Source organism: Myxococcus sp. AB025B (assembly GCF_006518215.1).
Taxonomy (GTDB): Bacteria; Myxococcota; Myxococcia; order Myxococcales; family Myxococcaceae; genus Myxococcus; species Myxococcus fulvus.
The window spans coordinates 19,155-45,401 of the sequence record NZ_SRLW01000016.1; the positions used below are offsets into that span (position 1 = coordinate 19,155).

Annotated in this window: 19 protein-coding genes; 11 read left to right on the forward strand and 8 right to left on the reverse strand. The window is 69.6% G+C overall.

All coding sequences use genetic code 11. From position 1 onward, the window contains the following. Positions 1-28 precede the first annotated feature (28 nt). Positions 29-937 (forward strand): LysR family transcriptional regulator, encoded by a 909-nt coding sequence (locus FL311_RS04430; RefSeq protein WP_194869052.1) that lies wholly within the window; start codon positions 29-31, stop codon positions 935-937. 107 nt (positions 938-1,044) lie between these two features. Further along, on the forward strand, positions 1,045-2,619 hold the full coding sequence (locus FL311_RS04435; RefSeq protein WP_141323698.1) for an aromatic amino acid hydroxylase: 1,575 nt from the start codon (positions 1,045-1,047) through the stop codon (positions 2,617-2,619). Between the two features lie 804 nt (positions 2,620-3,423). On the opposite strand, the gene mrpC is transcribed toward FL311_RS04435, so the two are convergent. The 3 genes from mrpC to FL311_RS04450 all read right to left on the reverse strand — a co-directional run bounded on the left by mrpC (position 3,424) and on the right by FL311_RS04450 (position 6,871). Continuing rightward, positions 3,424-4,170 (reverse strand): Crp/Fnr family transcriptional regulator MrpC, encoded by a 747-nt coding sequence (mrpC, locus tag FL311_RS04440; protein WP_015351149.1) that lies wholly within the window; start codon positions 4,168-4,170, stop codon positions 3,424-3,426. Positions 4,171-4,434: 264 nt separating this feature from the next. Then, a complete protein-coding gene (locus FL311_RS04445; RefSeq protein ID WP_141323700.1) occupies positions 4,435-5,886 on the reverse strand; it encodes a sigma-54 dependent transcriptional regulator in 1,452 nt (483 codons plus the stop codon). 10 nt (positions 5,887-5,896) lie between these two features. After that, positions 5,897-6,871, reverse strand: a complete 975-nt coding sequence (locus FL311_RS04450) for a sensor histidine kinase KdpD (RefSeq protein WP_141323702.1) — start codon at positions 6,869-6,871, stop codon at positions 5,897-5,899. A gap of 45 nt (positions 6,872-6,916) precedes the next feature. Here FL311_RS04450 and FL311_RS04455 point away from each other — a divergent pair, with 45 nt between their 5' ends. The 4 genes from FL311_RS04455 to FL311_RS04470 all read left to right on the forward strand — a co-directional run bounded on the left by FL311_RS04455 (position 6,917) and on the right by FL311_RS04470 (position 12,556). Further along, positions 6,917-9,787, forward strand: coding sequence for a fused MFS/spermidine synthase (locus FL311_RS04455; RefSeq protein ID WP_141323703.1), 2,871 nt, complete (start codon positions 6,917-6,919; stop codon positions 9,785-9,787). A gap of 162 nt (positions 9,788-9,949) precedes the next feature. Then, entirely contained in the window at positions 9,950-10,207 is a 258-nt protein-coding gene (locus tag FL311_RS04460) for a hypothetical protein (protein ID WP_046715176.1), read from the forward strand. A gap of 151 nt (positions 10,208-10,358) precedes the next feature. Then, a complete protein-coding gene (locus FL311_RS04465; protein ID WP_141323704.1) occupies positions 10,359-11,252 on the forward strand; it encodes a cupin domain-containing protein in 894 nt (297 codons plus the stop codon). A 536-nt stretch (positions 11,253-11,788) separates the two neighbouring features. After that, positions 11,789-12,556 carry a MerR family transcriptional regulator gene (locus tag FL311_RS04470; RefSeq protein WP_141323705.1) on the forward strand — a complete coding sequence of 256 codons (768 nt, stop codon included), beginning with the start codon at positions 11,789-11,791 and terminating at the stop codon, positions 12,554-12,556. A gap of 6 nt (positions 12,557-12,562) precedes the next feature. Here the strand turns inward: FL311_RS04470 and FL311_RS04475 are convergent, their stop codons facing one another. Continuing rightward, a complete protein-coding gene (locus tag FL311_RS04475) occupies positions 12,563-15,364 on the reverse strand; it encodes a YfhO family protein (protein ID WP_228556670.1) in 2,802 nt (933 codons plus the stop codon). Beyond that, positions 15,361-16,869: a hypothetical protein gene (locus FL311_RS04480; RefSeq protein ID WP_141323706.1), complete on the reverse strand. Its 1,509-nt coding sequence runs from the start codon at positions 16,867-16,869 to the stop codon at positions 15,361-15,363. The genes FL311_RS04475 and FL311_RS04480 overlap by 4 nt, the downstream gene beginning before the upstream one ends. Before the next feature lie 1,008 nt (positions 16,870-17,877). Here FL311_RS04480 and FL311_RS04485 point away from each other — a divergent pair. The 5 genes from FL311_RS04485 to FL311_RS04505 are packed head-to-tail and all read left to right on the forward strand — an operon-like array spanning position 17,878 to position 23,154. Next, entirely contained in the window at positions 17,878-19,203 is a 1,326-nt protein-coding gene (locus FL311_RS04485; RefSeq protein WP_141323707.1) for an amidohydrolase family protein, read from the forward strand. Between the two features lie 14 nt (positions 19,204-19,217). Further along, positions 19,218-20,192: a class I SAM-dependent rRNA methyltransferase gene (locus FL311_RS04490; protein WP_141323708.1), complete on the forward strand. Its 975-nt coding sequence runs from the start codon at positions 19,218-19,220 to the stop codon at positions 20,190-20,192. Positions 20,193-20,229: 37 nt separating this feature from the next. After that, the gene (locus FL311_RS04495; protein ID WP_141323709.1) at positions 20,230-21,507 is read left to right on the forward strand and encodes a serine/threonine-protein kinase; all 1,278 of its coding nucleotides are present in this window, start codon (positions 20,230-20,232) and stop codon (positions 21,505-21,507) included. Position 21,508: 1 nt separating this feature from the next. Next, positions 21,509-22,306, forward strand: coding sequence for a tRNA pseudouridine(38-40) synthase TruA (gene truA / locus FL311_RS04500; protein ID WP_141323710.1), 798 nt, complete (start codon positions 21,509-21,511; stop codon positions 22,304-22,306). Between the two features lie 20 nt (positions 22,307-22,326). Continuing rightward, positions 22,327-23,154 (forward strand): hypothetical protein, encoded by an 828-nt coding sequence (locus tag FL311_RS04505; protein WP_228556671.1) that lies wholly within the window; start codon positions 22,327-22,329, stop codon positions 23,152-23,154. Positions 23,155-23,160: 6 nt separating this feature from the next. Here FL311_RS04505 and FL311_RS04510 read toward each other — a convergent pair whose 3' ends face one another. The 3 genes from FL311_RS04510 to FL311_RS04520 all read right to left on the reverse strand — a co-directional run bounded on the left by FL311_RS04510 (position 23,161) and on the right by FL311_RS04520 (position 26,071). After that, positions 23,161-24,771: a Na+/H+ antiporter gene (locus FL311_RS04510; protein WP_141323711.1), complete on the reverse strand. Its 1,611-nt coding sequence runs from the start codon at positions 24,769-24,771 to the stop codon at positions 23,161-23,163. 104 nt (positions 24,772-24,875) lie between these two features. Then, complete coding sequence (locus FL311_RS04515) at positions 24,876-25,751, reverse strand: ATP-grasp domain-containing protein (protein ID WP_141323712.1); 876 nt, start codon at positions 25,749-25,751, stop codon at positions 24,876-24,878. 2 nt (positions 25,752-25,753) lie between these two features. Further along, a complete protein-coding gene (locus tag FL311_RS04520; protein ID WP_141323713.1) occupies positions 25,754-26,071 on the reverse strand; it encodes a hypothetical protein in 318 nt (105 codons plus the stop codon). Positions 26,072-26,247: the final 176 nt, after the last annotated feature.

A 26,247-nucleotide genomic window follows, 5' to 3' on the forward strand; every position in this document is an offset into this window, starting at 1 on the left:
GTGTGGGAGGGGTGCCAGGATGGGGAGCATGCCGCCACGCAAGCTGGTGCGACACCTCGTCTGGCTGGAGTCCTTCACCGCCGCCGTGGAGGCGGGCAGCATCGAGTCCGCCGCCGAGCACCTGGGCGTGGCGCGCTCCGTGGTGAGCGAGCACATCCGCGCGCTGGAGATGGCGCTGGCGGACGGCGCCACGCTGCTCGAGCGCGGCCCCGGGCGTCGACTCCAGCTCACCGCGCGGGGGGAGCGGCTCTTCGCCGGCACCCAGACGCCCCTGCACCAGCTCGACATGAAGCGCCTGAAGGACCTCGCCAGCGCCGAGCCCGTGGTGCGCCTGGGGCTCAATCCCACGCTGTCCCTCTCGCTGCTCGGCAAGGTCGCCCAGAACGCGGCGGCCACGGGGCTCAAGCTGGTGCTCAGCTTCGGCGGGCCGCACGAGCTGACGCGCCAGGTGCAGACGCGCCAGCTGGACCTGGCCCTGGACTTCACGCCCCTGCCGCCACACGAGGGCGTGGAGTCGGAGTCGCTGCTGCGCATGCCCTTCGTCGTGCTCGCGGGCCCCGGCAGTTCGCTCGCGACAGCGTCCACGGCCCGGCGCACGCTGCATGTGAGGGACCTGGCGGGCCAGCCCTTCGTCGACTGGCTGCGCGACGACCCCTACGGTGGCGCGAACAGCGCGCGCTTCGCGGAGCACGGCGTCACGGTGCAGGAGGTCGCCCGCGTCGAGAGCTTCCTGCTCCTCTACGAGCTGCTGCGTGCGTTTCGCGCCTGCGCGATCACCCCAGACCTGCGCCCCATGCACCCGTTCCCGGAGGACATCCACGCCTGGCCCCTGAAGGAGGAGGAGCCCCAGGCCGTGGAGGTCGTGGCCCTCTGGCCCTCCGGCTCCCTCAGTCCCGGGGCCGCCGGCGTCCTCGACGGACTGCGTCAGCGCGTGTGAGTCCTCGTCGATAAACCGACGAAGGCGTCGGATTCTGTCGGTTTTCCGGAGCCGACTCCCGTCAGTATCCTCTCCTGATTGGAAGTTTTCACCAGGAGTACTCGGATATGACGCCAACGGAACTGACGATATCCCGCCTGCCCGCGCATCTGCGGCGCTACGTGGTGAGCCAGGACTACGACGCGTACACGCCGAGGGACCACGCGGTGTGGCGGCACATCCTGGGCAAGCTGCGCGGACATCTCTCCGAGCGGGCGCATCCGGTGTACCTGGAGGGCCTGACGGCGACGGGCATCAACCTGGAGGCGATTCCCAGCCTCGACGAGATGAACGAGCGGCTGTCGCGGCTGGGCTGGGCGTGCGTGGGCGTGCGCGGGTTCATCCCGCCGGCGGTGTTCACGGAGCTCCAGTCGATGGGTGTGCTGGCCATCGCGTCGGACATCCGCACGCACGAGCACATCGGCTACACGCCCGCGCCGGACATCGTGCACGAGAGCGCGGGGCATGCGCCCATCATCGCCAACCGGCGCTACTCGGAGTACCTCAAGGCCTGCGGCCTGGTGGGGTTCAAGTCCATCGCGAGCCTGGAGGACCAGGCGGTGTTCGAGGCCATCCGCAACCTGTCGGTGGTGAAGGAGGACCCGGACGCGAGCGAGGACGAGGTGGCGCACGCGGAGGCGCGGCTGACGGCGGCGAGCGCGAGCCGCCGCTACGTGAGCGAGAGCACGCGCGCGAGCCGGTTGTACTGGTGGACCGCGGAGTACGGCCTGGTGGGCGACCTGGAGCGGCCGCGCATCTACGGCGCGGGCCTCCTGTCGAGCATCGGCGAGGCGGAGCATTGCCTGACGCCGGCGGTGCGCAAGCTGCCGCTCACGGTGGCGTGCGCGGACACGGAATACGACATCACGCGGATGCAGCCGCAGCTCTTCGTGGCGCGCGACTTCGAGCACCTGTTCGAGGTGCTCGCGGAGTTCGAGTCGACGCTGGCGTTCAAGCGCGGTGGGGACTTCGGGCTGGAGGTGGCGCGCGAGGCTCGCACGGTGAATCACCTGGTGCTGGCGGACGGGCGCGAGGTGACGGGGCGGGTGATGGAGTCGGTGCTCGCGCCGGGGCCGGTGGCGCCCGGGCTCACGTCCGCGCTGGTGCGGATGGAGGGGCCCATCATCGTCTCGCGCGGTGGCAAGGCGGCGGACGGGGCGCGGCCGTGGAATGGCTCGGCGCTGGTGGCGTTCGGCGCGGGCGGGTTGCCGGAGCGCGGGCCGTTCAAGCTGTCGCTGTCGAGCGGGTTGGAGCTGGAGGGCTTCGCCGCAGGTGGGGGCGAGGTGCTGGCGCTGCGCGCGCGGCTCGCGGGGCGGGTGCTGGAGGTGCCCGCGGTGACGAAGCTCTTCGTGAGCACGCATCTGCCCTCGGTGGCGGGTGGGCCCGCGGACCCGGCGACGTGGGACCGGTGGTTCGGCGAGCTGGAGGCGTTCGCGGAGGGGGACGGCGAGTCGAAGGCGCGCGAGCGCAAGTCGCTGGCGCTGCATCCGTCACTCGCGGCGCTCTACCGTGAGGTGCGCGGCTTGCGTGAGTCGGGGCGCGCGAAGCCGGAGCGTCTGGCGCAGATCGCCGCCGCCGCGACGGACTTCCAGGATGACTGGCTCCTGCGCGCCGAGGTCGAGGAGCTGAAGGCCCGCGCCTGAGTCGTGACGCGGTCGCAGGTGCAGAGGGTCTCGATGGGACCTCCCTGCTGAATGGCTCCTGAGCGCCGAGGTCGAGGTGCTCGGAGCCCTCGTCCGAGTCGTGACGCGGCCGCAGGTGCAGAGGCGGTCTCGATGGAACCTCCAGGCTGAATGGCTCCTGAACACCGAAGTCGAGGTGCTCGGAGCCCTCGTCCGAGTCGTGACGTGGCTCCAGGTGCAGAGGCGGTCCCGACGGATCCCCAGCACGCGTGTGGGGTTCGCGTGACGTGGCCTCTCGTGGCAGGCGCGAGTCCCACGCCGCAGGTCCCCTGTCGGCGGACGGTTCCGTGGGGCCGCGCGGACAGACGGTTCGACCCGAAAAGGCGGCAAGTTTCTGGCCGCGCTCATCCCGTCGAGCGTTCGCTATCTCGCGCCGCGCGGGCCGGATTGAACGAGTTGAACGGAGAGGTTCACTCGTCGGCGTTCGGCGGGCGCCGGGCGTTTCGTCGAGTTCGTTCACTCAGCCCCGCACCGGAGCGGGCTTCGTGGGTTCCACGACCGTGGAAATCACGCCCACATCGCGGCTTGTCCGATGGCCACGGACGTTCACTTTCGATCAACCCGGCCTCCGGGTTGAACGAGTTGATCAACCGGCCATCCGGGGGCGCACGAGGTCGCCCGCACCGGAGTTGGCGCCAGGCCGGGCGCTCCTTCGCGCCTCGCGCATCACCCCAGAAAACGACGCGGGCCCGGCCACACGCGAAGCGCATGGTCAGGCCCGTCGTTGAACGCTGCTTCGTCACACCCGCGAGCGCGGGCCGTGGCTCACTTCTCCTTCGAGGCAATCTTGCGCAGGGCCTTCTGGTCGCGCACGCAGAGGATGCGGCCGACGTTGCCGAGCACGCCCTCGCGCTTCATCTCGTTGATGAGCGTGGACACGAACGAGCGCGAGGCGCCCACCAGGTCCGCCAGGTCCTGCTGCGTGATTCCGCGCAGGTCCGTCTCACCGCCGTGGGGGCAGCGCTCACCGTGCGCCTCCACCAGCGTCAGCAGGGTGTCCGCCAGACGCGCCGGGACCTCCTTGAAGGTCAGGCCCAGCACGCGCTTGCGCAGGGCACGCACGCGCTCGGCGTAGGCGCGCACCACGTCCACCGCCAGGGCCGGACGCGCCTCGAGCTGCGCGCGGAAGTCACGACCCTCGATGCTCCACACCTCGGCCTCACCCGCCGCGATGGCCATCTCCTCGATGGGCGTCCCCTCGGGGCGGAACAGCTCGCCGAACAGGTCACCCGGGCGCAGGATGGACACCACCGAGCGGGTGCCGTTCTTCCCGATGCGCATCAGGCGCACGCGGCCGGACTTGAGCAGATAGACGCGGTCCGTGTTGTCGCCGGGGCGATAGATGGTCGAGTTGTGCGGGAAGGACTCGACCTTGAAGTACCCCTTGAAGTCGATGGCCTCCTGCCCCGGAACGAGCTTGTTCGCGGTGACCATCATCCCGGAGCTGGTCGCCTGGAGCGGCGCCACGACGTTGGAACCGATAGGGCCGAGGGGGCGATTGAAACCGTGCATGGCATTCACTCCGTGGAAGGCAGTCGGGGGTAGAAGCGGCCGCCTGCTTCGGCGGCAACGGGGCTTTCCAGTTCCAAGAGACGTGCCAGCGGGGAATGAAGTGCTCCAGGGGGAACACATCCAGGAATGCCGGGTACTTAGCGCTAGAGGTCCGTAGCACCCACCCTTCTGTGTCCAAAACCTGAAACAGAACGTTCAAACAGTCTGATCAAGTTGAACGAAACGTTAAAACCACCAGGGCCTCTGTCGCGGCCCGGACAGTGTTCACGGGTCGTCTTTCACGGGGAACCCCGGCCCTGAAGGGTTCTGTCCCTGTGAAAGATTGTACTTCTGCAGTTTGCGCTCGAGGGTCGGGCGACTGATTCCAAGAATCTGGCAGGTGCGACCCTTGTGCCCCTTGGTGACGGCCATCGCACGGGCGATCAGCATCCGCTCCGCCTCGTCGAGCGTCGGAATCTGGCTGGCGTCGTCCACCGGGGGCGCGGCGAACATGAGGCTGTTGCTCGGGGGCCGTCCGTTGTCCGGTGAGGGCTGGGTGTCGAGTGACGGGAGATCATCCCCGCGGAGCACATCCCCTGGCGCGAGGACGACAGCGCGGGTGAGCACGTTCTCCAGTTCGCGCACGTTGCCCCGCCACGGCAGCCGGGTGAGGCGCTCCATCACCTCGGTGGGCACGCGGGTGACGCGCTTGTGGACCTTCTCGTTGATGCGCTCGAGCAGGTGCTTGACGAGCAGCGGGATGTCCTCGCGCCGCTCGCGCAGCGGGGGAATCAGGAGGGTGATGACCTTGAGGCGCTGGTAGAGGTCCTCGCGGAAGCGCGTGGCCTCCACCTCCTCGGAGAGCGTGCGGTGCGTCGCGGCGATGACGCGGGCGCGCAGCTTGATGCGCTTGACGCCGCCCACGCGCTCGAACTCGCGCTCCTGCAGCACGCGCAAGAGCTTCGCCTGGAGCATCAGCGACATGTCGCCAATCTCGTCGAGGAAGACGGTGCCGTCCTCGGCCAGCTCGAACTTGCCCGGCTTGCCCGCGGTGGCGCCGGTGAAGGCGCCCTTCTCGTGGCCGAACAGCTCGCTCTCCAGCAGCGTGTCGACGATGGCCGAGCAGTTGATGCCGATGAAGGGCCGGGGCTCGTCGTAGGAGTAGTTGTGGATGACGCGGGCGATGAGCTCCTTGCCGGTGCCGCTCTCGCCCGTAATCAGCACGGTGGCGTGGCTGCCGGTCACCTTGCCGATCTCCTTCACCAGCTGCTGCATCAGGGGGCTGGTGCCCACGATGTCGCCCAGGCGCACCGCGGCGTTCTCGCGGTTGACCTCGTCGGCGCGGCGCGACAGCTGGCGGTACTCCAGCGCGCGCTCCACGACGAGGTCCAGCGCGGCCGGGTCCGGGAAGGGCTTGTGGATGTAGTCGAAGGCTCCGGCCTTCATGGCCCGGATGGTCGTCTCCATGTCGTGGTACGCGGTGACGAGGATGATGCGGGCATCGCCGCACAGCCCCTTCATCTCCTCGATGATCTCCAGGCCCGTGCGGTCCGGGAGCATCATGTCGAGGATGACCACGCTGGGCATGGTCTCCTGGGCGGCGCGCAGGCCCGCCGCGGCGCTGGTGGCGGTGGCCACCTGGTAGCGCGGCTGGTTGTCGTGTTCGATCTCCTCGAAGTGCATCTTCAAGGTCTCGAGGAGCGACACGTCGTCGTCGACGATGAGGAGGGTCTCCATGGCGTCCCTCTCAGGTGGCGAACGTCAGCGTGAAGACCATGCCGGGCTCCGCGCTGCCCTCGGCGACGACGTCCCCTCCTTGCCCCATCATCACCCGGCGCAGGGCCGCCAGCGACAGGCCCGCCCCCCGGGCCAGCCGCGAGCCGAAGGGCTCGAACAAGGTGCCGCTCTCCTCGGGGGGCAGGGCGGCGGCGGGGTCCTTGAGCACCATGAGCACGCGGCCCGGCCCGCCCCGCTTCAGGGCGACCTCCACCGGGCTGTCCTCGGGGCGGCCCATGGCCACGTTGAGCAGCACCTGCGCCAGCACGGGCCGGAGCCGGTTGGGGTCCACGCGCACGCGCGGCAGCTCCGCCTCCTCGTCCACGCGCACCTCGATGCGCCGCTCGGCCAACTCCAGCGCCACCATGCCCTGGGCCTCCTGGATGACCGAGCGCAGCGCGTGCGCGTCCAGGTTGGGCGTGGTGTCGCGGCCGTACTCGGACAGCAGCCACAGCATGCGCTCCATGGTGCGAATCTCGCGGTTGGCGATGGTCAGCCGCCGCTTGTCCCGGTCCGACAGCGCGGTGTTCCGCGCGAGCGTCTGCACCGCCATCTTCACCGAGGACAGGGGGTTGCGGATCTCATGGCTGAGCGACGAGGACAGCCGGGAGATCTGCACCGGCGGCGCGCCCTCCAGCAGCACGTTCAGGTCCTGGACGCACGCGCAGGCCTCGCCGTCCTCCTGACCCAGCGTGAGCCTCAAGGGCGTGGCGTCCTCGCCGCCCAGGTGCGCGGAGACGAACTCCACGGCGCGGCGGTCCTCGCGCGCGAGGCGGTCCAGCTCGCGGGCGCGCTCCTGGGAGATGCCCAGGGCCACGTGGAGCGGGCGGTCCACGAGTGACTCGGCGGGGTGGTGGAGTATGGCGGCGCAGTCTCCCTGCGCGCGGGTCACCCGCAGGCCTGGAGACCAGGCGAGCAATGCGGCTTGCAGGAGGTGGGCGTTCATTGGTGGGTCCCGAACATAACGAGTAAGGTTCCGCGCTGTCCCCTTATGTCCCTCATCGCGCGTTTCCCGAAGAACCTTGTGTCGGCCCTCCTCTTCCTGTCGGGAGGCACCGCGCTGGTCTACGAGCTGGTCTGGTCCAAGTATCTCGGGAACGTCCTGGGCAACAGTGGTCAGGCGCATGCCGTGGTGCTCGCCACCTTCATGGGCGGCCTGGCGCTGGGTGCATCTGTCTTCGGGCGGACAGCGGACCGGGTGAAGAGCCCCCTGGCGCTGTACGGCGTGCTGGAGCTGGGCGTGGCGCTGTACGCGCTGGCCTTCCCCTATGTCCTCGACGCCCTGGGGGCCCTGTGGCTGGCGGTGGCGCCCAGCGTGCCGGACGGGTGGCGCGTGGGGCCCCGGCTGCTGGTGGCCGCGCTGTCCCTGGTGGTGCCCACGCTGCTGATGGGCGGCACGCTGCCGGCGCTGGTTCGTCATTTCGCGGACAGTCTGTCGGGGGTGCAGCGGGAGCTGGCGCGGCTGTACGCGGTCAACAGCCTGGGCGCGGCGCTGGGCGTGTTCCTCGCGGGCACGCGGCTGGTGCCGGTGCTGGGGCTGTCGGCCTCCGCGAAGCTGGCGGCGGGGCTGAACATCCTGTTGGCGGTGGCGGCGCTGCTGCTCGCGCGCAGGCACCCTCCGGCGCTCGCGCCCGGACAGGCGGCGCCGGTGGCGGAAGGGGCCCAGGACGTGGCCTATCCCCGCGTGGCGGTGCGCGCGGCGCTGGTGGGCGTGCTGCTGTCGGGCTTCACGTCCATGCTCTACCAGGTGACGTGGATCCGCCTCTTGTCCATCGTCCTGGGCGCGTCCACGTACGCCTTCACGCTCATCCTGACGGCGTTCATCCTGGGCATCGGCCTGGGCAGCTTCTGGCTGATGACGCGGGCACAGAAGGTGGACTCGCTGCGCGTGTACGGCTTCACGCAAGTCGCGCTGGTGGCGAGCCTCTGCGTCGCGCTGCCCCTGTACGTGCGGCTGCCGCACCTGTTCCGCACGGCGCAGTGGATGATGACGCGCTCGGTGGACACCTGGCCCTTGTTCCAGTTGCTGACGTTCGGCTTCTGCTGCCTCGTGCTGCTGGTGCCCACGTTCTTCATGGGCGCGGCCTTCCCGGCGGCGGCGCGCGTGGCGACGGCGAAGGTGTCCGAGGTGGGGCGCGAGCTGGGGAGCGTGTACCTGTGGAACACGGTGGGCACCATCACCGGCTCGGCGCTGGGCGGGCTGGTGCTGATGCCGTGGTGGGGCATGGAGGGCAACTTCGTGGCGGGCGTGGTGGCGAACCTCGCCGCCGCGGCGCTGGCCTTCCACGCGCTGTCGGGGCGTCCCCAGAGCCCCGTGCGTGCGCTGTGGCCGGTGGGGGCGGCGGCGCTGCTGGCCGTGGTGGTGCTGGGCGGCATGAGCGGCTGGTCGGTGCGGCTGTCGGGCATCGCCTCCATCCGCTCGCACCAGAAGCCGCCGGACAGCTACGCGAAGCTGGTGGCGGACACGGAGAAGAACTTCCAGCCCGTGTTCTACCGGGACGACACCTTCGCGACGGTGCTGGTGGCCGACTACCCGAAGGACCACCTGCGCTTCATGAAGCTCAACGGCAAGATTGACGCCTCCAACGGCAGCGACGTGGAGACGCAGGTGATGGCCGGGCACCTGGGCGCGCTGCTCCACGCGCGCGAGCCGAAGAACGTGCTCCTGGTGGGCGCGGGCGCGGCGATTACGGCGGGCAGCGTGCTGGCGCATCCGGTGGAGCGGCTGGACATGGTGGAGATCGCCCCGGCGGTCATCGACGCCGCGCGCCTGTTCAAGGATGACAACCGCAACGCGGTGGATGACCCGCGCACGCGCGTGCACATCGACGACGCCAAGACGTTCATGGCGCTGGCGGACCGCAAGTACGACCTGGTCGTGAGCGTGCCCTCCAACCCGTGGGTGGCGGGTGTGTCGGGCCTGTTCACGCGGGACTTCTTCCAGACGGTGGACCGGCACCTCACCGACGACGGCGTGCTGGTGCAGTGGATCCACACCTACGAGAGCAACGACGAGCTCATCCGGCTGGTGGTCCGCACCATGCGCGACACCTTCCCGCACGCCACCACGTGGCTGGGGCCCCAGGACCTGGTCATGGTCGCGAGCCGCAAGCCGCTGGCCCTCGACGTCGAGCGGCTGGCCCGGCGCATGGCGCTGCCCGAGGTGCGCAAGGATTTGGAGCGGGTGGGGCTCACGGACGTGTTCTCGCTGCTCTCCAAGCAGGTGCACAGCGAGGAGGGGCAGATCGCCTTCGCGGGCCCGGGTCCCATCAACACGGATGACCACAACCTGCTCGAGTACGCCTCACCCATCGCCTTCTTCGTGGCGAACCTGGACGTGCGCGTGAAGGACGAGCGGCGCTCTCCGGATGGCAGCTCGCGGCTGTTCATCGAGGACTACCTGCGCCAGCACCCGCCCACTCCCGAGCAGGCCGAGCGGCTCTACCGGAACATGGAGCGCTACCACGCCGCGAATGACCCGCTGGTCCGGGGCGTGGCCTCGCTGTGGCGTCAGGTGGCGCCCGACAGCCGAGGGGCCGCCGTGGCCCTGGCCCGCGCCGCCCTGGCCCAGAAGGACTTGACGCTGGCCGCCTCCCTCCTGGAGCCCGAGGTGCGCAAGGGTGGGCGTGAGCCGGAGTTGATCGCCGCGTACCTGAAGCTGGTGGCCGAGCAGGCCTGGGCGACGCGCACGGTCTGGACGCCGGTGGATGCCCGGGAGGCGCTCGCCCTGGGACGGCAGGCTGCCGCCGAGCACCCTGGGGACGAGGAGCTGTCACGGGCGGTGCGGAGCCTGTGCGATGCTCTCCCTGCCTCCGCGTGCACCCGGGATTCTCCACCCGTCGCGGCCCCGGTCGGCCCCTGAGCGGGCCTCCAATTCTCAAGAAGTGAGCTATTCGCCCGGAATCACAGGAGATTGCCCCCATCCTCCCGATGACGGATGGAGGTGCAGGTGGGATCTCCTTTAGGGTGCGTTTCAACCCCGAGTAACAGGGTGTCTTTCCCGTCTGAACCCCAGGAGACTTCCATGAAGGCGATCTCGAAGAAGAACCAGCTCCGCAAGGCTCGTGGTCAGGGCATGACCGAGTACATCATCATCGTGGCCCTCATCGCGATCGCCGCCATCGGCGTTGTGACGCTGTTCGGTGACAACATCCGCAAGCTGTTCGGCGCCTCCGCGGCCGCCCTCGCCGGCAACTCCGACGTGGACAACGACGGTCAGTCGTCCAACGTCGCGCTGAACAAGAAGACGATGAAGGACTTCGGCAAGAACAACGCCTACTGAGTCCCTCGGGTCTCGTGAGGAGTCGCCTCGCGGCGCTTCCTCCGAATCATGTGGCGGGTGTCCTCCTCACGGAGGGCCCCGCCATGTTTCTTTGTGCGCTCGGGCTCGGCTGTGGTGCGAGGGGCCCGGCGTGACGTCCAGGATGCCCTCCTTGAGCGAGCCCATCTCGGTTGAGTCCGCCACGCTGCGACGTCGGGTGGTGTTGTACCGGACGCTGTCGCTGGTGCTGACGGTGTTCCTGGTGGCGGTGCTGTTCGCGGTGAAGCGCGCGATGACGGTGCCCGAGGACCCGGACGTCGAGGTCTTCGACGTGCCCGCCGTCTTCGAGTCGCTGGCGAAGAAGAACCCCGACGCGGCGGACATCTCGGACACGTTCTTCTTCGCCGACGGCGCGACGGTGCACCTGCACGTCATGGGGCGGGGACAGGCGTGCCCGCTGCACATCCACCGTCGCACGCACGAGGCCACGGTCATCGTCGCGGGGCAGGCGGAGGTGCAGCAGATCTGGGGCGAGGATGGCGCGCTGACGGAGCGACGCGGGACGCATCCTCCCGGGGATTTGATTGCCTCCGAGCCCTTCACCGGGCACGCGTGGTTCAACCGCGCGGAGGACCAGATGCTGGGCAACTTGGTGTTCGCCGCGCCGCGCTTCGATGGGAATCTCTACATCGACGCGGAGGACGCGCGGATGCAGCGGGGGCCGGAGCCCTTCACGTTCACGCCGTTGCAGGCGCTCGCGAAGCTGGCCGAGGGGGGCGGGGAGGCAGTGGTGGTGAAGCTGCCCGCGCTGGAGGGGCGGATGTCCAGCGTGGTGCTCGCGCGAGGGGCGCATTCGCTGGAGGCGACGCGCGCGGAGCCGGTCATCGTCTACGTGGCGGAGGGCTCGGGAGTCCTTGCTGCCGACGAGGAGAGGCCGGTGAAGGAGGGGCAGTTGTGGGTGCTGCGTCGGGGCGCAACGGTGCGCGCGACGGAGGGCTCGCCGTTGATGTTCTATGTCTTCCGTCCACCGATGAACGCTCCGGCGAGCGTGGCGCGCGGCGAGTGAAGCAGAGGGCTTCCGAGCCCTCGCGGCGAAAGGTGAGACGCCCGTCGAGTGGGACGGTCGTGAGGGACGCGGCGGAGGGCTCTTCGCTGCCACTCGACATCTGCCGAGTGCTCCCGTGAGAGTGGCGCGCGGCGACTGAGGCAGGGGCTTGCGAGCCCTCGCGGCGGGAGGTGGGACGCATGTGAGAGTGGGACGGTCGTGAGGGGCGCGGCGGAGGGCGCTTCTCTGCCTCTCGACCTCTGGCGAACGTTTTGGTGAGCGTGGCGCGCGGCGACTGAAGCAGGGGCTTGCGAGTTTCCGTGGCGAGGGCTGCGACGCCCGCGCCAGCAGGACCATTGAGGGATCCACCTCGGTGCGCGCGACGGAGGGCACGCGCTGATGCGGATGTCTTCCGCCCGCTCCTGGACGCTTCCTCGACTGACCCGGGGCCGCGCTCCGCCTCGGTGGCTTGAGGAGCAGCCGTGTGCTTCGTGCACGCCCGGGGTTGACCCTCACGCGACGTGAGGCCTTAGTCATCTCATCCGAGGTGGAGAGAGATGGCCCTTACAGTCAGCCAGGTGGCCCGTCTGGCGAAGGTCAGCGTCCGGGCGTTGCATCACTATGACGACCTGGGCTTGTTGAGTCCCTCGGGGCGCAGCGAGGCGGGTTACCGGCTGTATACGCAGGTGGACCTGCGGCGGTTGCAGCAGGTGCTCTTCTTCCGGGAGCTCGGCTTCCCGTTGGAGGAGATCCGCCGCATCCTGGGCGACCCTCACTTCGACCTCCGCGCGGCCTTGCTCATGCAGCGGCAGCTGCTGTCCGAGCGAGCCTCGCGACTGGACGCCCTCCGGCGCACGGTGGACCAGGCGCTGGAGGCACTCGAGCAGGGGATGCCCATGGACAACGAGAAGATGTTCGAGGCGTTTGGGGACTTCGACCCGTCGAAGTACGAGGCGGAGGTGAAGGAGCGCTGGGGGGACACCGAGGCGTACCGGGAATCGTCGCGACGGACCTCGCGCTACAAGAAGGAGGACTGGAGCGCCATCAAGGCGGAGCAGGACGGCCTCCTGGGCGCGCTCGCGGGGCAGCTCGAAGCGGGGCGCGCGGCGACGGGCCCCGAGGCGCTGGCGCTCGCGGAGGCGTATCGCCAGTTCATCTCGAAGTGGTTCTACCCGTGTTCCCATGTGATGCAGCGAGGGCTCGGGGAGATGTACGTGGGGGACTCGCGCTTCACGGAGAGCCTGGACCGCGTGAAGCCGGGGCTCGCGCGGTATCTGCGCGATGCCTTCGTCGCGAACGCGGAGCGGCACGGCGTGACGTCGTGAGACGCGTCACGCGCGGCGTCTCGCCCTGAGCCACACGAAGCCGAGCCCCGCCCAGCCGAGCAGTGACAGGGCGAGGCCCAGGCGGAAGCTCGTGGGGGCGTAGTCGAAGTGGACGCGGTGGGCGCCGGGCGTCAGTCGCACGGCGCGCAGGGCGTGGTTGGCGCGGTGGATGGGGGTGTCCTTCCCGTCCACCGTCGCGCGCCATCCGGGGTAGTAGCTGTCCGAGACGACGAGGTAGCTGTCGTCACAGGCGCTGACATCGAGTTCCAGGTGCTGGGCCGTGCTCTTCTCGATTCGCACGGAGCCTCCCGCGCACTCGGGCTGGTCCAGGGGCTCGCCGGTGGCGAGGAAGGCGATCTCCCGGAAGGGGTGGTCCTCGTCGAGGACGGCCTCCAAGGCTTCCTCATCGGAGACGACGCGGGCGCGCTGGACCAGGAACGCGCGAGGCAGCGCGGTGCGCGAGCGGGACAGGGTGGTGCCGTCCTCGGCCTGATGGATCAGCTCGAGGTCCTCGAAGGGGGGCGGCCCCTTGCGGATGTAGTGCGTGACGCCCGCGAGGTCGTAGGCGCCGCGCTCTCCCGCGAGGTGGAAGACGTCCGAGCGCAGCGGCTCGGGGGCGCCGTAGCCCTCGAGGGCGGGGAGGCGTTCCTCGACGAAGCGGTTGGGGATGAGGCGGTCGAGGCTGCGCTCGATGGTGTTGGTGATGCCCACGCGCGTCGGGTCCTCGGGTCCTTCGATGTCCGCGCTGATGCGTCCCTGGAAGGGCTCGGGCAGGAAGGCGCGAAGGGAGAAGGGCTGCTTCAAGGCCCCCCAGGGCGTGTACCTGGGAACGCCGAGCAACGAGTGCGCGGCCGCGAGCTCCAACACGGCGAGGGCCGCGAGGCCGTGTCGCACGCGGCGCGGGCGGGCGAAGGACCACGGCAGAAGGAGCACGGTGACCACGGCGAGCCCGAGCGCGAAGGGCACCCAGGGGGCACCGGCTTCAGCGGAGGCGCGCATGGGGAGCATGCGGACCACGGGTCCGCTCGCGGCGATGGCACCGCCCATGAGGACGAAGGCCACGGCGGCCTTCACGCGCGAGGGAGGCAGCTTCCGCGCGAGCCGGCCCAGTGCATCCAGCCCGAAGGCCGCGAGCACGGAGAGACAGAAGGCGGTGCCGACGAAGTACTTCGCGGGGTAGCGGAAGAGGGAGAACGGCGGTACGGACTGGAGGACCCAGGCCGCGGGAGGGAAGTGCCGCCCCAGGCTCAGTAGCACCAGGGCGAGTGCTCCGATGAGGAAGGGACGAGCGCGCCGTGGACCGTGGAGCCCACCGACGATGGCGAGCGTGCAGGGCAGGGTGCCCAGGAACAGGTTGAGGATGAACCACTGGTCCTTGCCCCAGTACCTGTCACGAGGCCAGTCCGCGAGCGGCCACACCGACGAGAGGACCTGCGGCCACGACACGGACCACGCGAGCTGCTCCGACCAGCCACCCTGCGCGCGCAGCGAGTTGAGCGCGAACTCGGCCGTGGGCACCAGGACCACGGACGCGAGGATGGCGGAGAGGATGAATCCACCCGCGACGGCCACCACGGCGAGGACTCGGGAGCGGAGACCCCTCCGTGAGGCCCGTGATGAACGCGGCGAGGCGGTGGTGACGTGGAGGGTCTGCTCCGGCTCGGAGGTGGAACTGGATGTGACGTGGGGCGCACTCTCGAACGCGGACGCAACCTGAGAGGCGGAGCCCGCGAGCGGGCCCTGCGCGGCGGGGCGTCCGACAGAGACATCCTTCTCGGATGCTGACGCGACCTGAGATGCGGGGCTCGTGAGGGAACGCAGCGCGGCGGGATGCCCGACCGAGGCATCACCTTCGGGTGCGATCTGAGATGAGGGGCTCGCGAGCGGGCGCTGTGCGGCGGGATGCTCGGCGACGTGAGCCGTACCCTCGGTCGTGGATGCGCCTGTGGGGTGCTGCCCCGTGAGCGCGAGTCTGGCAGCCGATTCTCCCTCGGCCTGGGCCGAGGCTTCGCGGGACGCCACGACATGTTGCGATGACACTGAAGCCACGAAGGGCGCGACGCGTCCCTCGGTTGAGCGAGGCGTCACGCTGCCTTCGTGCTTCGACGGGCCGAGGCTCGCGGCATGAGATGCCGAAGGTGCTGTGCCTGTTCCCCGCGCTCCAGGTGACCTCGTCGCGCCGACGAAACCGGCCACGAGCACCGCGATGATTCCCTGCCACAGCGTGGTCTCCGGCGAGCCGGCGAACAGGGACAGGGTGGAGAAGATGGCGAGGCGGGTCAGCGGCCCGCGTCCGGGCTGGAGCGCGAGGTCATACGCCGCCAGGAGGATGAACCCACTCCAGGCCGCGGCATCCACGACGTTCTGCTGGATGCCCAGGTCCGTCATCATCGGCGACAGACCGAACATGGCGCCCGCGACGAGCGCCGCGGGCCACGAGGCGCGCAGCCTCCTCGCGAGCAGGAACACGCCCGCCGCCGCGAGCGCCGCGTGCGCGATGTGCATCACCGTCATCGAGACGATGTGCCCGGAGACAAGCACGGCCACCCAACGTGGCGGATAGAACACCTGCGAGTAGAGCGTCGCGGCGAACGGCTGTCCCAGCCGCATGTACGGCGTCCACAGGGGCAATTCCCCCGTGCGCAGGGACTCGAGCAGGAACGCGGAGTCGGGGAAGAAGATGCGGAACACGTCGCGGCCTGCGAGCACCTCACCGCGCAGCACGGGGCTGTAGTCGAACGCGAGCATCGCCACGAGCCCGACGAGGGCGAGCGCGACCTTGCGTCCCTCGAGTCTCCGCGTCGTCATGGCTGGCCCGTCGCGGTGGGACGCTCTCGAATCCACAGGACGTAGTTGCCGTCCCTCGCCTCCTCCCGCCAGCCCCCGAGCACACGGAGGTTGTCGAGCAGGATGTTCCCCGGGTTCTCGATGTCCCAGAGGAGGTAGTCCGGGTCATAGCGAGCCAGCGCGTCCTCCCAGCCGGGCTCGCCCCAGACGAGCTTGTCGTAGTCCTCGTGGATGGACATGGGGAACGGGTCATTCCGGCTGTCGATGAACACCTTGTAGTCGGCGCCCGCGAAGAACGAGATGGGGCCGCCGATGACGAAGGGGTTGAGGACCTTGCCCGGCGGGTGCTTGCGCAGCGCCTCGAACACGGGGATGGGGATGACGGAGCGCTTCACGCCCTGGTCGAAGGGCAGCGGGTGCTGAGCGTGAATCACGACGAGCCCCAGCAGCGCGAGCGTGGGCCAGAGTCCGCCACCGGCCTTGGCGCTCCATCTGGCCGTCCACGCATCCACCCGACCCCAGAAGCGCTTCCAGGCACTGACCGCCGTGTCCGTGGTCTCGCCCGCGACGCGCGTCAGAGCCGCATGCTCCAGCAGGGCGAGCGCGAGCAGCACGGCCGCGAAGGGCGCGTGTCGCTGGACCTTGATGGCGGCGAGCCCCAGCACGAAGGCGGGCAGCAGGATGGCCACCTTGCGGACGCGGGACTGGCCGACGGCGAAGCAGGCCGCGCCGCCGAGCGCGAGATAGGCCCAGCTCGACGCGAGGTCGAGGTTGAGGGGCCGCCACTCGACGATGGTCTGCGTGGAGGCGAGGAGCGAGTGGTGGATGGGGTACAGGTAGATGTTGATGCCATCGGGCCCCAGGCCCGCGGCGAGGAACGCGGCCACGCTGAAGCCGATGGCCTTCAGTGAGCGCCGGAGCGACTCCGGGGTGCGCTCGTCGAGGTACTGGCCCACGGCGGTGGAGCCGAGGAGCGCGGGCCCGAGCAACCAGCTCCCGTGGACGTTGGCCCAGATGGCGCCGAGGAAGGGGAAGACCCAGAGGATGCGGTCATTGCCCGCGCGCCACGACTGGATGGCGAGGACCGCGAGCGTGAAGAGCAGGTGGCCCAGGTGGTACGGCCGCTCCTGGGGCCAGGTGGGGCCGTAGACGACGAGCAGGGCGGCGAGCGTGGCGACGGCCAAGAGGCCGCGTCGACCCGAGGCGGCGCGCTCGAGGACCTTCCACAGGAGCATGAGGTTGAGCGCGACGAGCCCCGCGACGAGCAGCGCGGGACCCGCGGCGCCGAGCAGGCGGATGAGGCCGACGCAGAGCACGCCGAAGCCCCACTCGTGAGGCACCCAGCCCGCGGTCCCCGTGACGCTGAAGGGGTCCACGCGGGTGAAGCCGTTCTTCAGGACGAACTGACCCCCGGCGAGGTGGAAGAAGAGGTCGAAGTTCTTGAGCGGCGACATCCCGAGCCGCACGGTGAGCACCAGTGCCGCCAGAGCCGCCGGTCCTGGGAGGAGGAGGGACCGCGTTCTCATGTGGGCCGCAGCCTACAGTGCTCCCGGGCCTCCTGCGAAGGCGCGCTCGATGGAGCAAGCTCGATAGCTGCCTGCCCCGTGCCCCGAAGTCGTGCCCATCCAAGGATGGACAGGACTCGGCGCTTGACGACCTGCGGGGCGTTCGACCTGCAGCCGGGGTGCTACCGAGACCTGCTATGTTTGGCCTCGGGCTGGGGGCGTGTTGGCCAATATGGGGGAAGGGGTGAACCCGAGGTCGGACCGAGGGCCTGTCTGTGTTATCGATGGCGAGCGTGCGGCTCTGGTTGGACAGGTGGATCCATCGGTGCTTGCTGTCCGTACACGAGCGTCGCGCTCATGAAGGGTTTTCCATCTATGCGGCGGATGAGGCCGACTTCGCCCTGGTGATGGAAGGCATCGACTTCTTGCTGGAGTCCGACCCAGCGCGCTTCAATCGAGCCCTGAGACACCTCCCATCCATCCTGTGTTCGCCCCTGGGGACGTCTGCAAGCCGCTCGAATCAGACGCTCTATCTGAATCCGCGTGAGTTCAACGGGCCGGTCTCCGTGGCACTCGCCCTGGTCTATTCCTCCATGCAATCAGCCGTGGCCACCCGGTATCCGCAGAAGGAGCACGCCGTCTCGCAGGGCCAACGGACTTGTGCTCGCGATGGAGAGCACTTTCTTCGGAGGGCAGCTCGGCTTCAGGGGCTCGAGCGGGCTGAGCTGGAGCGCTTGATTGCGACATTGCGCGAGGCCCATGGGCCGGGCCCATTCGAGACGCGAGGGGGCCAAGACGGTCGGCGGTTCTTTCGCGACATCATCCAGTACGCGCGGGGACGATGGTGAGGCCCGTTGGCGGTTGATGTGTCTTTGGGGTCGGAGGTCGGGCGGTTTATCAAACCGTGAGGCCTTGCGTTCCGGGGCTGCCTCGCCTGGCGGGTACTGGCAAGTCCTTGTGGTGGGCCCTGGATTCCCGGATTTACTCCACTCCCGTCCTCCAGTCACCGTGCTATGACTGGGCTCGGACATGGAAGGTCGCCTGCTGCTGAAGAACTGTGCTGTGTTCCGAGCGGATGGTCGGGTCCGCCGTGGCATGGCCGTGGTGGTCGAAGGTGGCGTCATCCGTCGCGTCGCTCCCGACGCCCAGGTACCGGTGCTGCCGGGTGACTGGGAGGTCGCCTGTCGCGGTCGCCTGGTCGCCCCGGGCCTGGTCGACAGCCACTCGCACCTCGTCAACGGGCAGCTGTTGCCGCCCAATGGCCAGTTCCTCCTCCTGCCGCCTCGCGAGCGACTGGAGCGCATGCGCCGCGTGGCCCGCCTCGTCTCCTCCGAGGACGTGGAGGCCCTCACGCGCTTCGCCGCCGCGCGTGCCCTTCGTGATGGCGTCACCCTCGTCGTCGAGCACCTCGCCTGCTCCGATGTCGCCGGTGGTCTCGCCGCCCAGGCCCGCGCCGCCGAGAGCGTCGGCCTGCGTCTCGTCACCAGCCACGCCACGCACAGCATGGACGGCGCCTCCCAAGCGGACGCGTGGCTCGACGCCAACGTGGACTTCGCCCGCCGTCATGCGAAGCACCGCCTCGTGCGCGGCGCGCTCGGCTTCCACGCCTCGTACACCTGCGAGGACTCACTCCTGTCGCGCATCTCCCGCCTGAGCGCGGAGCTCGACGTCCCCACCGTCTTCCACCTCGCCGAGAACGAGGACGACCTCAGTACCACCTACGCACGACATGGTCAGCGCGTGGTGCCCCGCCTCGACTCGCTCGGGCTGCTCGGCCCTCGCGCCATCGCCGGCTATGCCCGCGCCCTGGACAGCGCCGAGGCCACCCGTCTGGAGCAGACCGAGACCTTCGTCTCGCTCGCGGCCCGTGGCGTGCGCACCCTCGAGCGTGGCACGGACCCGATGGAGGCCATCCTCCTTCGCCTGCACCTGCTCGGCCTGGGCACCGGCGGCCACGGCACTCTCCAGGACGAGCTGCTCGCGGCCCTCGTCGGCGTGCTGCGCATCTCCCGCGCGGGGCACCTGCCCGACGTGGACAGCACGCTCGCGCACCTGCTCGTCAGCGGCCCCGCGGAGCTGTGCACGCGCCTGTTCGGTCTTCCCTCGGGCACCGTCGAGGAGGGCAGCCTCGCCGACCTCGTCGTCTACGACTCGATTCCCGCCGCCGACCCCGAGACGGGCTACTCGCCCTATCTCATCGGCCAGCTCGCCCGCTCTCCCGTCGCCTGGACCATCGTCGATGGCCGCGTCCGCGTGCGGGAGGGTCAGCTGCTCGGCTCCGACTACGTGGACCTGTCCCTCGCCGCCACCGAGGCGCTCGAGCGCGTCTGGTCCCGCGCGCGGCTGGGAAGCTGATACAGGGAGGGCCCATGCCCACCCTCGTGGACACACTGCGGACCGCGCAGGCCCGGCGCGGCCCCCTGCTCGACGACCCTCGCACCACCGCCTTCCGCGTCCTGAATGGCGAGGCGGATGGCGTCCCCGACGTCACCGTCGACCGCTTCGGCGGACTCTACGTCGTCAGCCTCTACCGCGACCTCTCCACCTCGGAAGAAGAGGCCCTCCTCGACGCCGCGATGGCCGCGTGGGCTCCGACGAGCCTCTATCTCAAGCGTCGCCCCCGCGAGGCACGCGTCCTGGCCAACGTCGCGAAGGAGACGCTCGCACCCGAGAGCGCCGCGCGCGGTGAGCCTATCGAGTCCCTCACGGCGCTCGAGAACGGCCTGTCCTTCCTCATCCGCCCCGGACAGGGCCTCTCCGTCGGCCTGTACCTGGACATGCGCGACACCCGCGCGTGGCTCCTGAACGAGGCGCGCGGCCTCACCGTGCTCAACCTCTTCTCGTACACCTGCGCGTTCGGCGTCGTCGCCACGGCGGCGGGCGCGAAGCGGGCGCTCAACGTGGACGCGAGCCGCCGCGTGCTCGAGTGGGGCGAGGAGAACGCGCGCCTCAACGGACAGTCCGCGGACCGCTATGACTACGTGGCCGGGGACGTCTTCGACTGGCTCAAGCGATTGGCGAAGAAGGGCGAGGCGTTCGACCTCGTCATCGCGGATCCACCGTCCTTCTCCAACACGAAGGAGGCCCGCTTCTCCGCGGCGCGGGACTACGCCCGACTGGCCGAGGCCGCCGCTCGCGTCGTCGCTCCCGGAGGCCGGCTGGTCGCCTGCTGCAACCATGCGGGCCTGCCCCTGAAGCGCTTCGAGACGATGGTGGCCGAGGGCATCTCCCTGGCCGGGCGACAGGGGAGGGGGCTGGGCTCGACGGGGCCTTCTTCCCTCGACTTCCCGAGCCCTCCTGGCCAGGAGCCGGCCTTGAAGGTCCACGTCGTCCAACTTCGTTAGCGCGAGGTGCCCTGGCGCGGGTTAAGGTGCAGGGTCCATGTCTCCCGCCGCACCGCAGCAGCGCGAAACCGGTCGCTTCGGCAAGTACCGGCTCATCGACCGCATCGCCGTTGGAGGGATGGCGGAGATCTTCCTCGCGCACCAGGAAGGTGAGGACGGACGCGAGTCGCCCGTCGTCATCAAGCGCATCCGCCCGCACCTGTCCAAGCACGCGGCCTTCGTGAAGATGTTCCTCAACGAGGCCCGGCTCGCCGCCCAGCTCAACCACCCCAACGTCGTGCAGATCCACGACCTGGGCAAAATCGCGGAGAGCTACTTCATCGCCATGGAGTACGTGGCCGGCCGCGACATGCGCCGCGTCGTGCCCAAGGCGGAGGCGCTCGGCATCCCCTTCCCGCTGGTCTACGCGGTGAAGATCGCCTCCTGCGTCTGCGCGGGCCTGCACCACGCGCACACGAAGGCGGACCTCTACGACAACCCGCTCAACATCGTTCATCGGGACGTGTCGCCGGAGAACATCGTCGTCGCCTTCGACGGCTCGGTGAAGATCCTCGACTTCGGCATCGCCAAGGCGGCCAACCAGGTCAGCCAGACGCGCACGGGCGAAATCAAGGGCAAGCTCAGCTACATGAGCCCCGAGCAGTGTCTGGGCAAGGCGCTGGATTGCCGCAGCGACGTGTTCTCGCTCGGCGTCGTGCTCTACGAGTGGCTCACGGGCTTCAAGCTCTTCACGGGCGAGTCCGAGGTCGCCGTGATGCGCAGCATCACCGAGGGGAAGATCTACGCGCCCTCGTACTTCCGCGAGGACCTGCCCGAGCGCGTCGAGGTCATCCTGATGAAGGCGCTCGAGAGGGATCGCGAGCGCCGCTATCAGACGGCGGCGGAGATGCAGAAGGACCTGGACGCGTTCCTGGACGCGTACGACTTCACGCCCACGCCGCTGCACCTGGCCAACTTCATCAAGCAGCTCTTCGAGGAGGAGCTCCAGGAGGAGCAGCGCCGCCAGCGCGCGCGCCAGGCCACCGCGCCCACCTCCGAGGAGGCGCTGGAGCTGTCCGAGGTCGTCGGCGCGCTGGACACCGCTCCGCCGCCCGTGTCCGAGCCTTCCCCCGCCGTCACCACACCCCTGACGATTCCGCCGGGAATCGCCGCGCTCGCGCCTGGTGGTCCCGAGGAGCGCACCGAGCCGCGCATGCTGGCCGTGCCGCTCACCGTGGAGCAGTTGGAGGCGCTGGAGACCGTGGCCCGTCGCAACAACGTGCACCCGGGCCGCATGGTGGCCGAGCTCCTCGAGTCCTGGCTCAAGTACCGCTGACATGCCTCGGCTGAAGCTGACGCTCGAATACGAAGGCACGCGGTACGTGGGTTGGCAGGTGCAACCCAATGGCCGCTCCCTCCAGGCCGTGCTCGAGGAGTCCCTGGGACGGCTGCTCGGAGAACAGGTGTCCGTGCGCTCCGCCGGGCGCACCGATTCGGGCGTGCATGCGACGGGGCAGGTCATCTGCTTCGACACCGAGCGCGCGCTGCCGCTGAAGGCCTACGTGCAGGGCCTCAACAGCCTCCTGCCGGAGGATGTGGCGGTGGTGAGCGCGGTGGAGGCTCCCGAGGGGTTCGACCCGCGGCGCTGGTCCCGGGGCAAGCGTTACCGTTACCGGGTGAACAATCGCCGCACGCGCTCGCCGCTCTTGCGCACGACGCACTGGGAGGTGTTCGCGCCGCTGGACGTGGAGGCGATGCGGAGGGCGTCAGCGCACCTGTTGGGCCGGCATGACTACTCCGCGTTCCGGGCGTCGGACTGCCAGGCCAAACACGCGGTCCGCGAGGTGCGCCGGCTGTCCGTCGAGGGCGAGCCGGGTGGGGCCATCAGCTTCGTGGTGGAGGGGACGGCCTTCCTGAAGCACATGGTCCGAAACCTCGTCGGGACGCTGGTGGAGGTGGGCAAGGGCCGTCGGTCCGAGGCGTGGGTGGCCGAGGTGCTGGCCTCTCGGGACCGGAAGAAGGCCGGGCCCACGGCGCCGCCCCAGGGGTTGGTGCTGGAGGAGGTCTTCTATGCGGACGGCCCGCCTCCTCGCTCAGCGGGGGGCGAAGCGGACGCGGACGAGGACGAGGGCTGAAGTGGAGTAGGCTGCCGGCCGTGAGCCCCAAGACCAGTGCCCTCGAGCCGTTGCGCGTTCGAATCCGCCGTTTCCAGTTCATCGTGGGACTGGGTTTCATCGCGCTGGTCGCGGGCTCGACGCTAAGTGTGTCGCTGACGCTGCGGCTGAGCCAGCGGGTGCAGTCGCTGTCCTTCGGGCCGCTCAAGATTTTCATCGCGGTGCTGCTGGAGAACCTGTGGGTGCTCGCGGTGCTGCCGGCGCTCTGCTACGGCGCGGGTCGGGTGATGGAACTGCGGCCGTGGAAGACGGCGGCGGGCGCGGCGGTGTCCGGCGCCACCTTCGTCCTCGCGCTGGGCTTCGTGCAGGGCGGCGCGGATGCGCTGTGGCTGGGCGGTCTGGGCTCGGTGCTGAATGTCCTCGCCTTCGCGGGCGGCGTGGTGCTCAGCGCCCGTGCGCTGAAGCTCGGCCGGGACGCGGCGGCGAAGCAGACGGAGAAGACGCAGGCGAAGTCGGAGGCCCGCAAGTCCGAGTACGACGAGTTCCTCCGCGCGGCGGAGCAGGGCGGCGCACGACTGGAGCAGCGCGAGGCGCAGGGGGCCTCCGGCACCGCGACGGCGACGCCTTCTCTCGAGGGCACTCCCGCCGCGGAGGTCTCCTCGGCGGTGGCGCCTGTCTCCACCTCGGAAGCGGCTGCTGTGGTGCCAGCCCCGAGCGCGGTGGAGACCCTTGGGGCCTCGACGACGAGTGCTACGACAGCAGGGCCCCTCGGTGAGGCGCTCCCCGGGCAGGTGATTCGACTGCCCGAGCAGTCCCTGACCGCCCAGGCACCGGAGGCTCCGGAGTCACCGAAGCCTCCCGTGCCCTGACGTACTTCACGTCCCGACGGCGCTCGTGGGCGTCGACGGGGCGGCGGGAGACGAGGTGTGGGCCTCGGCGGCGTCGGCCTGGGCGATGCGCTCGTCCAGCTCCGCGGTGAGCCTGGCGAAGGCCTCCTTGCCGATGGTCGCCGACTGGTACGCCTTGAGCAGCGACTCCTTCTCGACGATGAGCACGCGGCGGATGGCCTCCTGGTGCTCCTCCTCGTGGAAGCGCATCGACTGCTGCTTGAGCTGCGCCAGCTCCGTCTCCGTCACGCGCTCCTTCTCCTGGTAGTCCTTCTCGAGCTGGCTCACCACGTCGCCAGGAATCTCCCGCGAGCGACGCATCGCCTCGAGCGCGGCCATCGCGGCGTGGATGGCGCCCAGTCGACCGCGCGCCAGCTCGTACTGCTCCTGGTACTCGTCCTTCAGGCCCGTGATGCGCAGCTTGCGCAGCAGCGGCGCCATGGTGAGGCCCTGGAACACGATGGAGAGCACCACCACGCCGAACGTCATGTTCACCAGCAGCTCGCGGTGCGCGAAGTCCGCCGGGAGACTCAGCACCAGCACCATGGAGATGGCGCCGCGCAGCCCGCTCCAGGTGAGCACCGCGCTCCACGACCAGGGCATGCGCTCCGAGGTGAGCTTGAGCAGCGCGGACACGCCGTACACCACCACCGCGCGGCCGGCGATGACCGCGAAGTAGGCCGCGAGAATCGGCTTCCACGACGCGAGCAGCGAGGTGAGGTTCACCTCCAGGCCGATGAGCAGGAACACCACCGAGTTGAGCGCGAAGGACCAGTACTCCCAGAAGCTCTCCACCGCGACGCGCGTGGTGGGGCTCATGCCCTCGTGCGTGGCCCAGTTGCCGCACAGCATGCCGGCCACCACCGTCGCGATGACGCCCGAGTAGTGGAAGTTCTCCGCGATGACGAACGAGCCGTACGCCGCGATGACGGTGCAGGTGATCTCCACCATCGCGTCATCCACCTTCTTGATGACCCGCGCGGCCACGTAGCCCACCGCGCTGCCCACCACCATGCCCATGCCGGCGACCTTGATGAAGTCCATCACCGCGCCGCCCACGGTGAACTGGCCGCCCATCGCCACGCCCACCACCAGGGTGAAGAGCACCACGGCGGTGCCGTCGTTCAGCAGGCTCTCTCCCTCCACCAGGATGAGCAGCCGCTTGGGCGCGCCCAGTGACTTGAACAAGCCCACCACCGCGATCGGGTCCGTCGAGACGATGACCGCGGCGAACACCAGCGCCGGAATCATCCCGAAGCCCGTCACCACGTTCATCCCCTCCACCCACTGGGAGAGGATGAGCGCCGTCAGGCCCGCCGAGGCCGCCACCCCGGGAATCGCCATCGCGTGGATGGCCAGCTTGTTCTTCCAGAACTTGCGGAACTCGACGTGGAACGCCGCCTCGAACAAGAGGCCCGGCAGGATGATGGCGAAGAGCAGCTCCTTGGTGAGGTGCGGTGGCTCGAACAGATGCACCGCGCCCAGCGTCAGCCCCGCCACCACCAGGGCCACCGTGTAGGGAATCTTGAAATACCGCGCCGCGATGGCCACCGCGGTCGCGACTGCGAAGATGAGGACGAAGGCCAATTCGAAATGCATCGTTCCTTGCCTGGTTTGACGTCAAAGCCTCAAAGGAACGGACCATAACCCAGATGCCCCGCGAGGCGGGGCACCCAGGCGCAAATGGCGCGACGGGTGCCTGTCTACCCGGTCCCCAGCAAGGGCTCGAAGAGGGCGCGAGGGTCCAGCCCCGGAGGCAGGCCGGAGACGCCGCCGTCGTTCACCTCGATGACGGCCCAGCCGCCGTCCTGGAGCATGGCGACGTCGAGGGAGAAGAAGGGTGAGTCGATGCGGCGTCCCAACGGCTCGAAGGATGAGAAGTCGGGGACCTCGACGTCGAACTCATTTTGAGGCTCGGCGGCGAGCAGGCGGCCGTGGCCGAAGAAGAGGCGGAACTCCAGGTGGGCGGGGCCGGTGGGCGTGCGGCCGTAGACCTTGAGGGGCAGGTACTTGCGGACGACGAGCCCCCGCTCGAAGCGCTCGCCGCGCTCCTCCACGAGGCGCTCGCACGTGCGCGCGAAGTCCTCGAGCGTGGCGCCGGCGGGCACGTGGCAGGCATCCTCCCAGCGCTCCTTCGCGGACTTCACGTGGTCCTTGAGGATCCACGGCGGAGGGCCGAGCACGCGAACCGCTTCGCTCCAGGCCTCGCGGGCCTCCGTGCCCTCCGTCCAGATGGAGCGTGCGGTGTAGCGCGCGAGGCGCGGGTACCAGAGGGGCAGGTACAGCGCGGCGGCGTACTGCGTGGGTGTGGTGGTGAGCCGGGGGCCGCGCTCGGAGAGGGCCTCGTCGAGCGAGGTGTATTCCTCCTCGGTGAGCATCCAGCCCCGGTAGAGCAGGCGCAGGGGGCCTTGGTGCGGCACGGCCTCGAGCGCCAGCTCGACGTTGCCGTTGAGCAGCGCGGCCAGGTCCACCTGGTACGTGTCGAACCCCAGGGCCTCCGCGGCCTCGGCCTCCACGTCGAAGGTGTCGTGTTGGGAGGGATTGCGACCGAACAGCAGGGCGCGTGTGGTGCGAGCCATGGCTAGTTCCCTCCCTGTCGCTTCGAGTCGTCCTCCGCGGCCCCGAGGTCGAGGCTGGCCAGCAGCCCTTCGGGAATCCGTCCGCCGAAGAGGATGTCCAGCGCGTGGCGCGGGGTGGGGGACTCGAGCGGACCCTCGCAGCGGCTGCAAGAGAGGGCCTCACCGACGCAGCGCTCGCACCAGAAGCGCCGGCAGGAGGGGCAGTGTCGGTAGTGGGTGGCGAAGTGCTCCGGCTGGGCCGCGGCCACGGGATTTCCCGCGGGGGCCACCGAGAGCGAGATGACGCGAGGACAGCCTCCAGCACATTCAGCGATGGGCATGCGCGGCCTTTCGTCGAGAGCAGGGAGCAAGGGCGCAACCCGGACGCGGGCACATGGGGTGCCTGACGTGCTGGCGGAAGATTCTCACGCGCGAGCGCACGCACGACCTTCGACGAAGGCTGGAGGCTTCCACGTACGCGACTGCGTGGAACGGTGACTCCTGACAAGCGGCCCGC

Bases quoted from the DNA above. Each gene is read 5' to 3' on its own strand.
- FL311_RS04445 (WP_141323700.1), bottom strand. From the start codon at position 5,886: ATGGAGACCCTCCTCATCGTCGACGACGACGTGTCGCTCCTCGAGACC.
- FL311_RS04490 (WP_141323708.1), top strand. From the start codon at position 19,218: ATGCCCACCCTCGTGGACACACTGCGGACCGCGCAGGCCCGGCGCGGC.
- FL311_RS04435 (WP_141323698.1), top strand. From the start codon at position 1,045: ATGACGCCAACGGAACTGACGATATCCCGCCTGCCCGCGCATCTGCGG.
- FL311_RS04430 (WP_194869052.1), top strand. From the start codon at position 29: ATGCCGCCACGCAAGCTGGTGCGACACCTCGTCTGGCTGGAGTCCTTC.
- FL311_RS04470 (WP_141323705.1), top strand. From the start codon at position 11,789: ATGGCCCTTACAGTCAGCCAGGTGGCCCGTCTGGCGAAGGTCAGCGTC.
- FL311_RS04475 (WP_228556670.1), bottom strand. From the start codon at position 15,364: ATGACGACGCGGAGACTCGAGGGACGCAAGGTCGCGCTCGCCCTCGTC.
- truA (WP_141323710.1), top strand. From the start codon at position 21,509: ATGCCTCGGCTGAAGCTGACGCTCGAATACGAAGGCACGCGGTACGTG.
- FL311_RS04515 (WP_141323712.1), bottom strand. From the start codon at position 25,751: ATGGCTCGCACCACACGCGCCCTGCTGTTCGGTCGCAATCCCTCCCAA.
- FL311_RS04485 (WP_141323707.1), top strand. From the start codon at position 17,878: ATGGAAGGTCGCCTGCTGCTGAAGAACTGTGCTGTGTTCCGAGCGGAT.
- FL311_RS04450 (WP_141323702.1), bottom strand. From the start codon at position 6,871: ATGAACGCCCACCTCCTGCAAGCCGCATTGCTCGCCTGGTCTCCAGGC.
- FL311_RS04455 (WP_141323703.1), top strand. From the start codon at position 6,917: ATGTCCCTCATCGCGCGTTTCCCGAAGAACCTTGTGTCGGCCCTCCTC.
- FL311_RS04480 (WP_141323706.1), bottom strand. From the start codon at position 16,869: ATGAGAACGCGGTCCCTCCTCCTCCCAGGACCGGCGGCTCTGGCGGCA.
- FL311_RS04510 (WP_141323711.1), bottom strand. From the start codon at position 24,771: ATGCATTTCGAATTGGCCTTCGTCCTCATCTTCGCAGTCGCGACCGCG.
- FL311_RS04460 (WP_046715176.1), top strand. From the start codon at position 9,950: ATGAAGGCGATCTCGAAGAAGAACCAGCTCCGCAAGGCTCGTGGTCAG.
- FL311_RS04520 (WP_141323713.1), bottom strand. From the start codon at position 26,071: ATGCCCATCGCTGAATGTGCTGGAGGCTGTCCTCGCGTCATCTCGCTC.
- FL311_RS04495 (WP_141323709.1), top strand. From the start codon at position 20,230: ATGTCTCCCGCCGCACCGCAGCAGCGCGAAACCGGTCGCTTCGGCAAG.
- mrpC (WP_015351149.1), bottom strand. From the start codon at position 4,170: ATGCACGGTTTCAATCGCCCCCTCGGCCCTATCGGTTCCAACGTCGTG.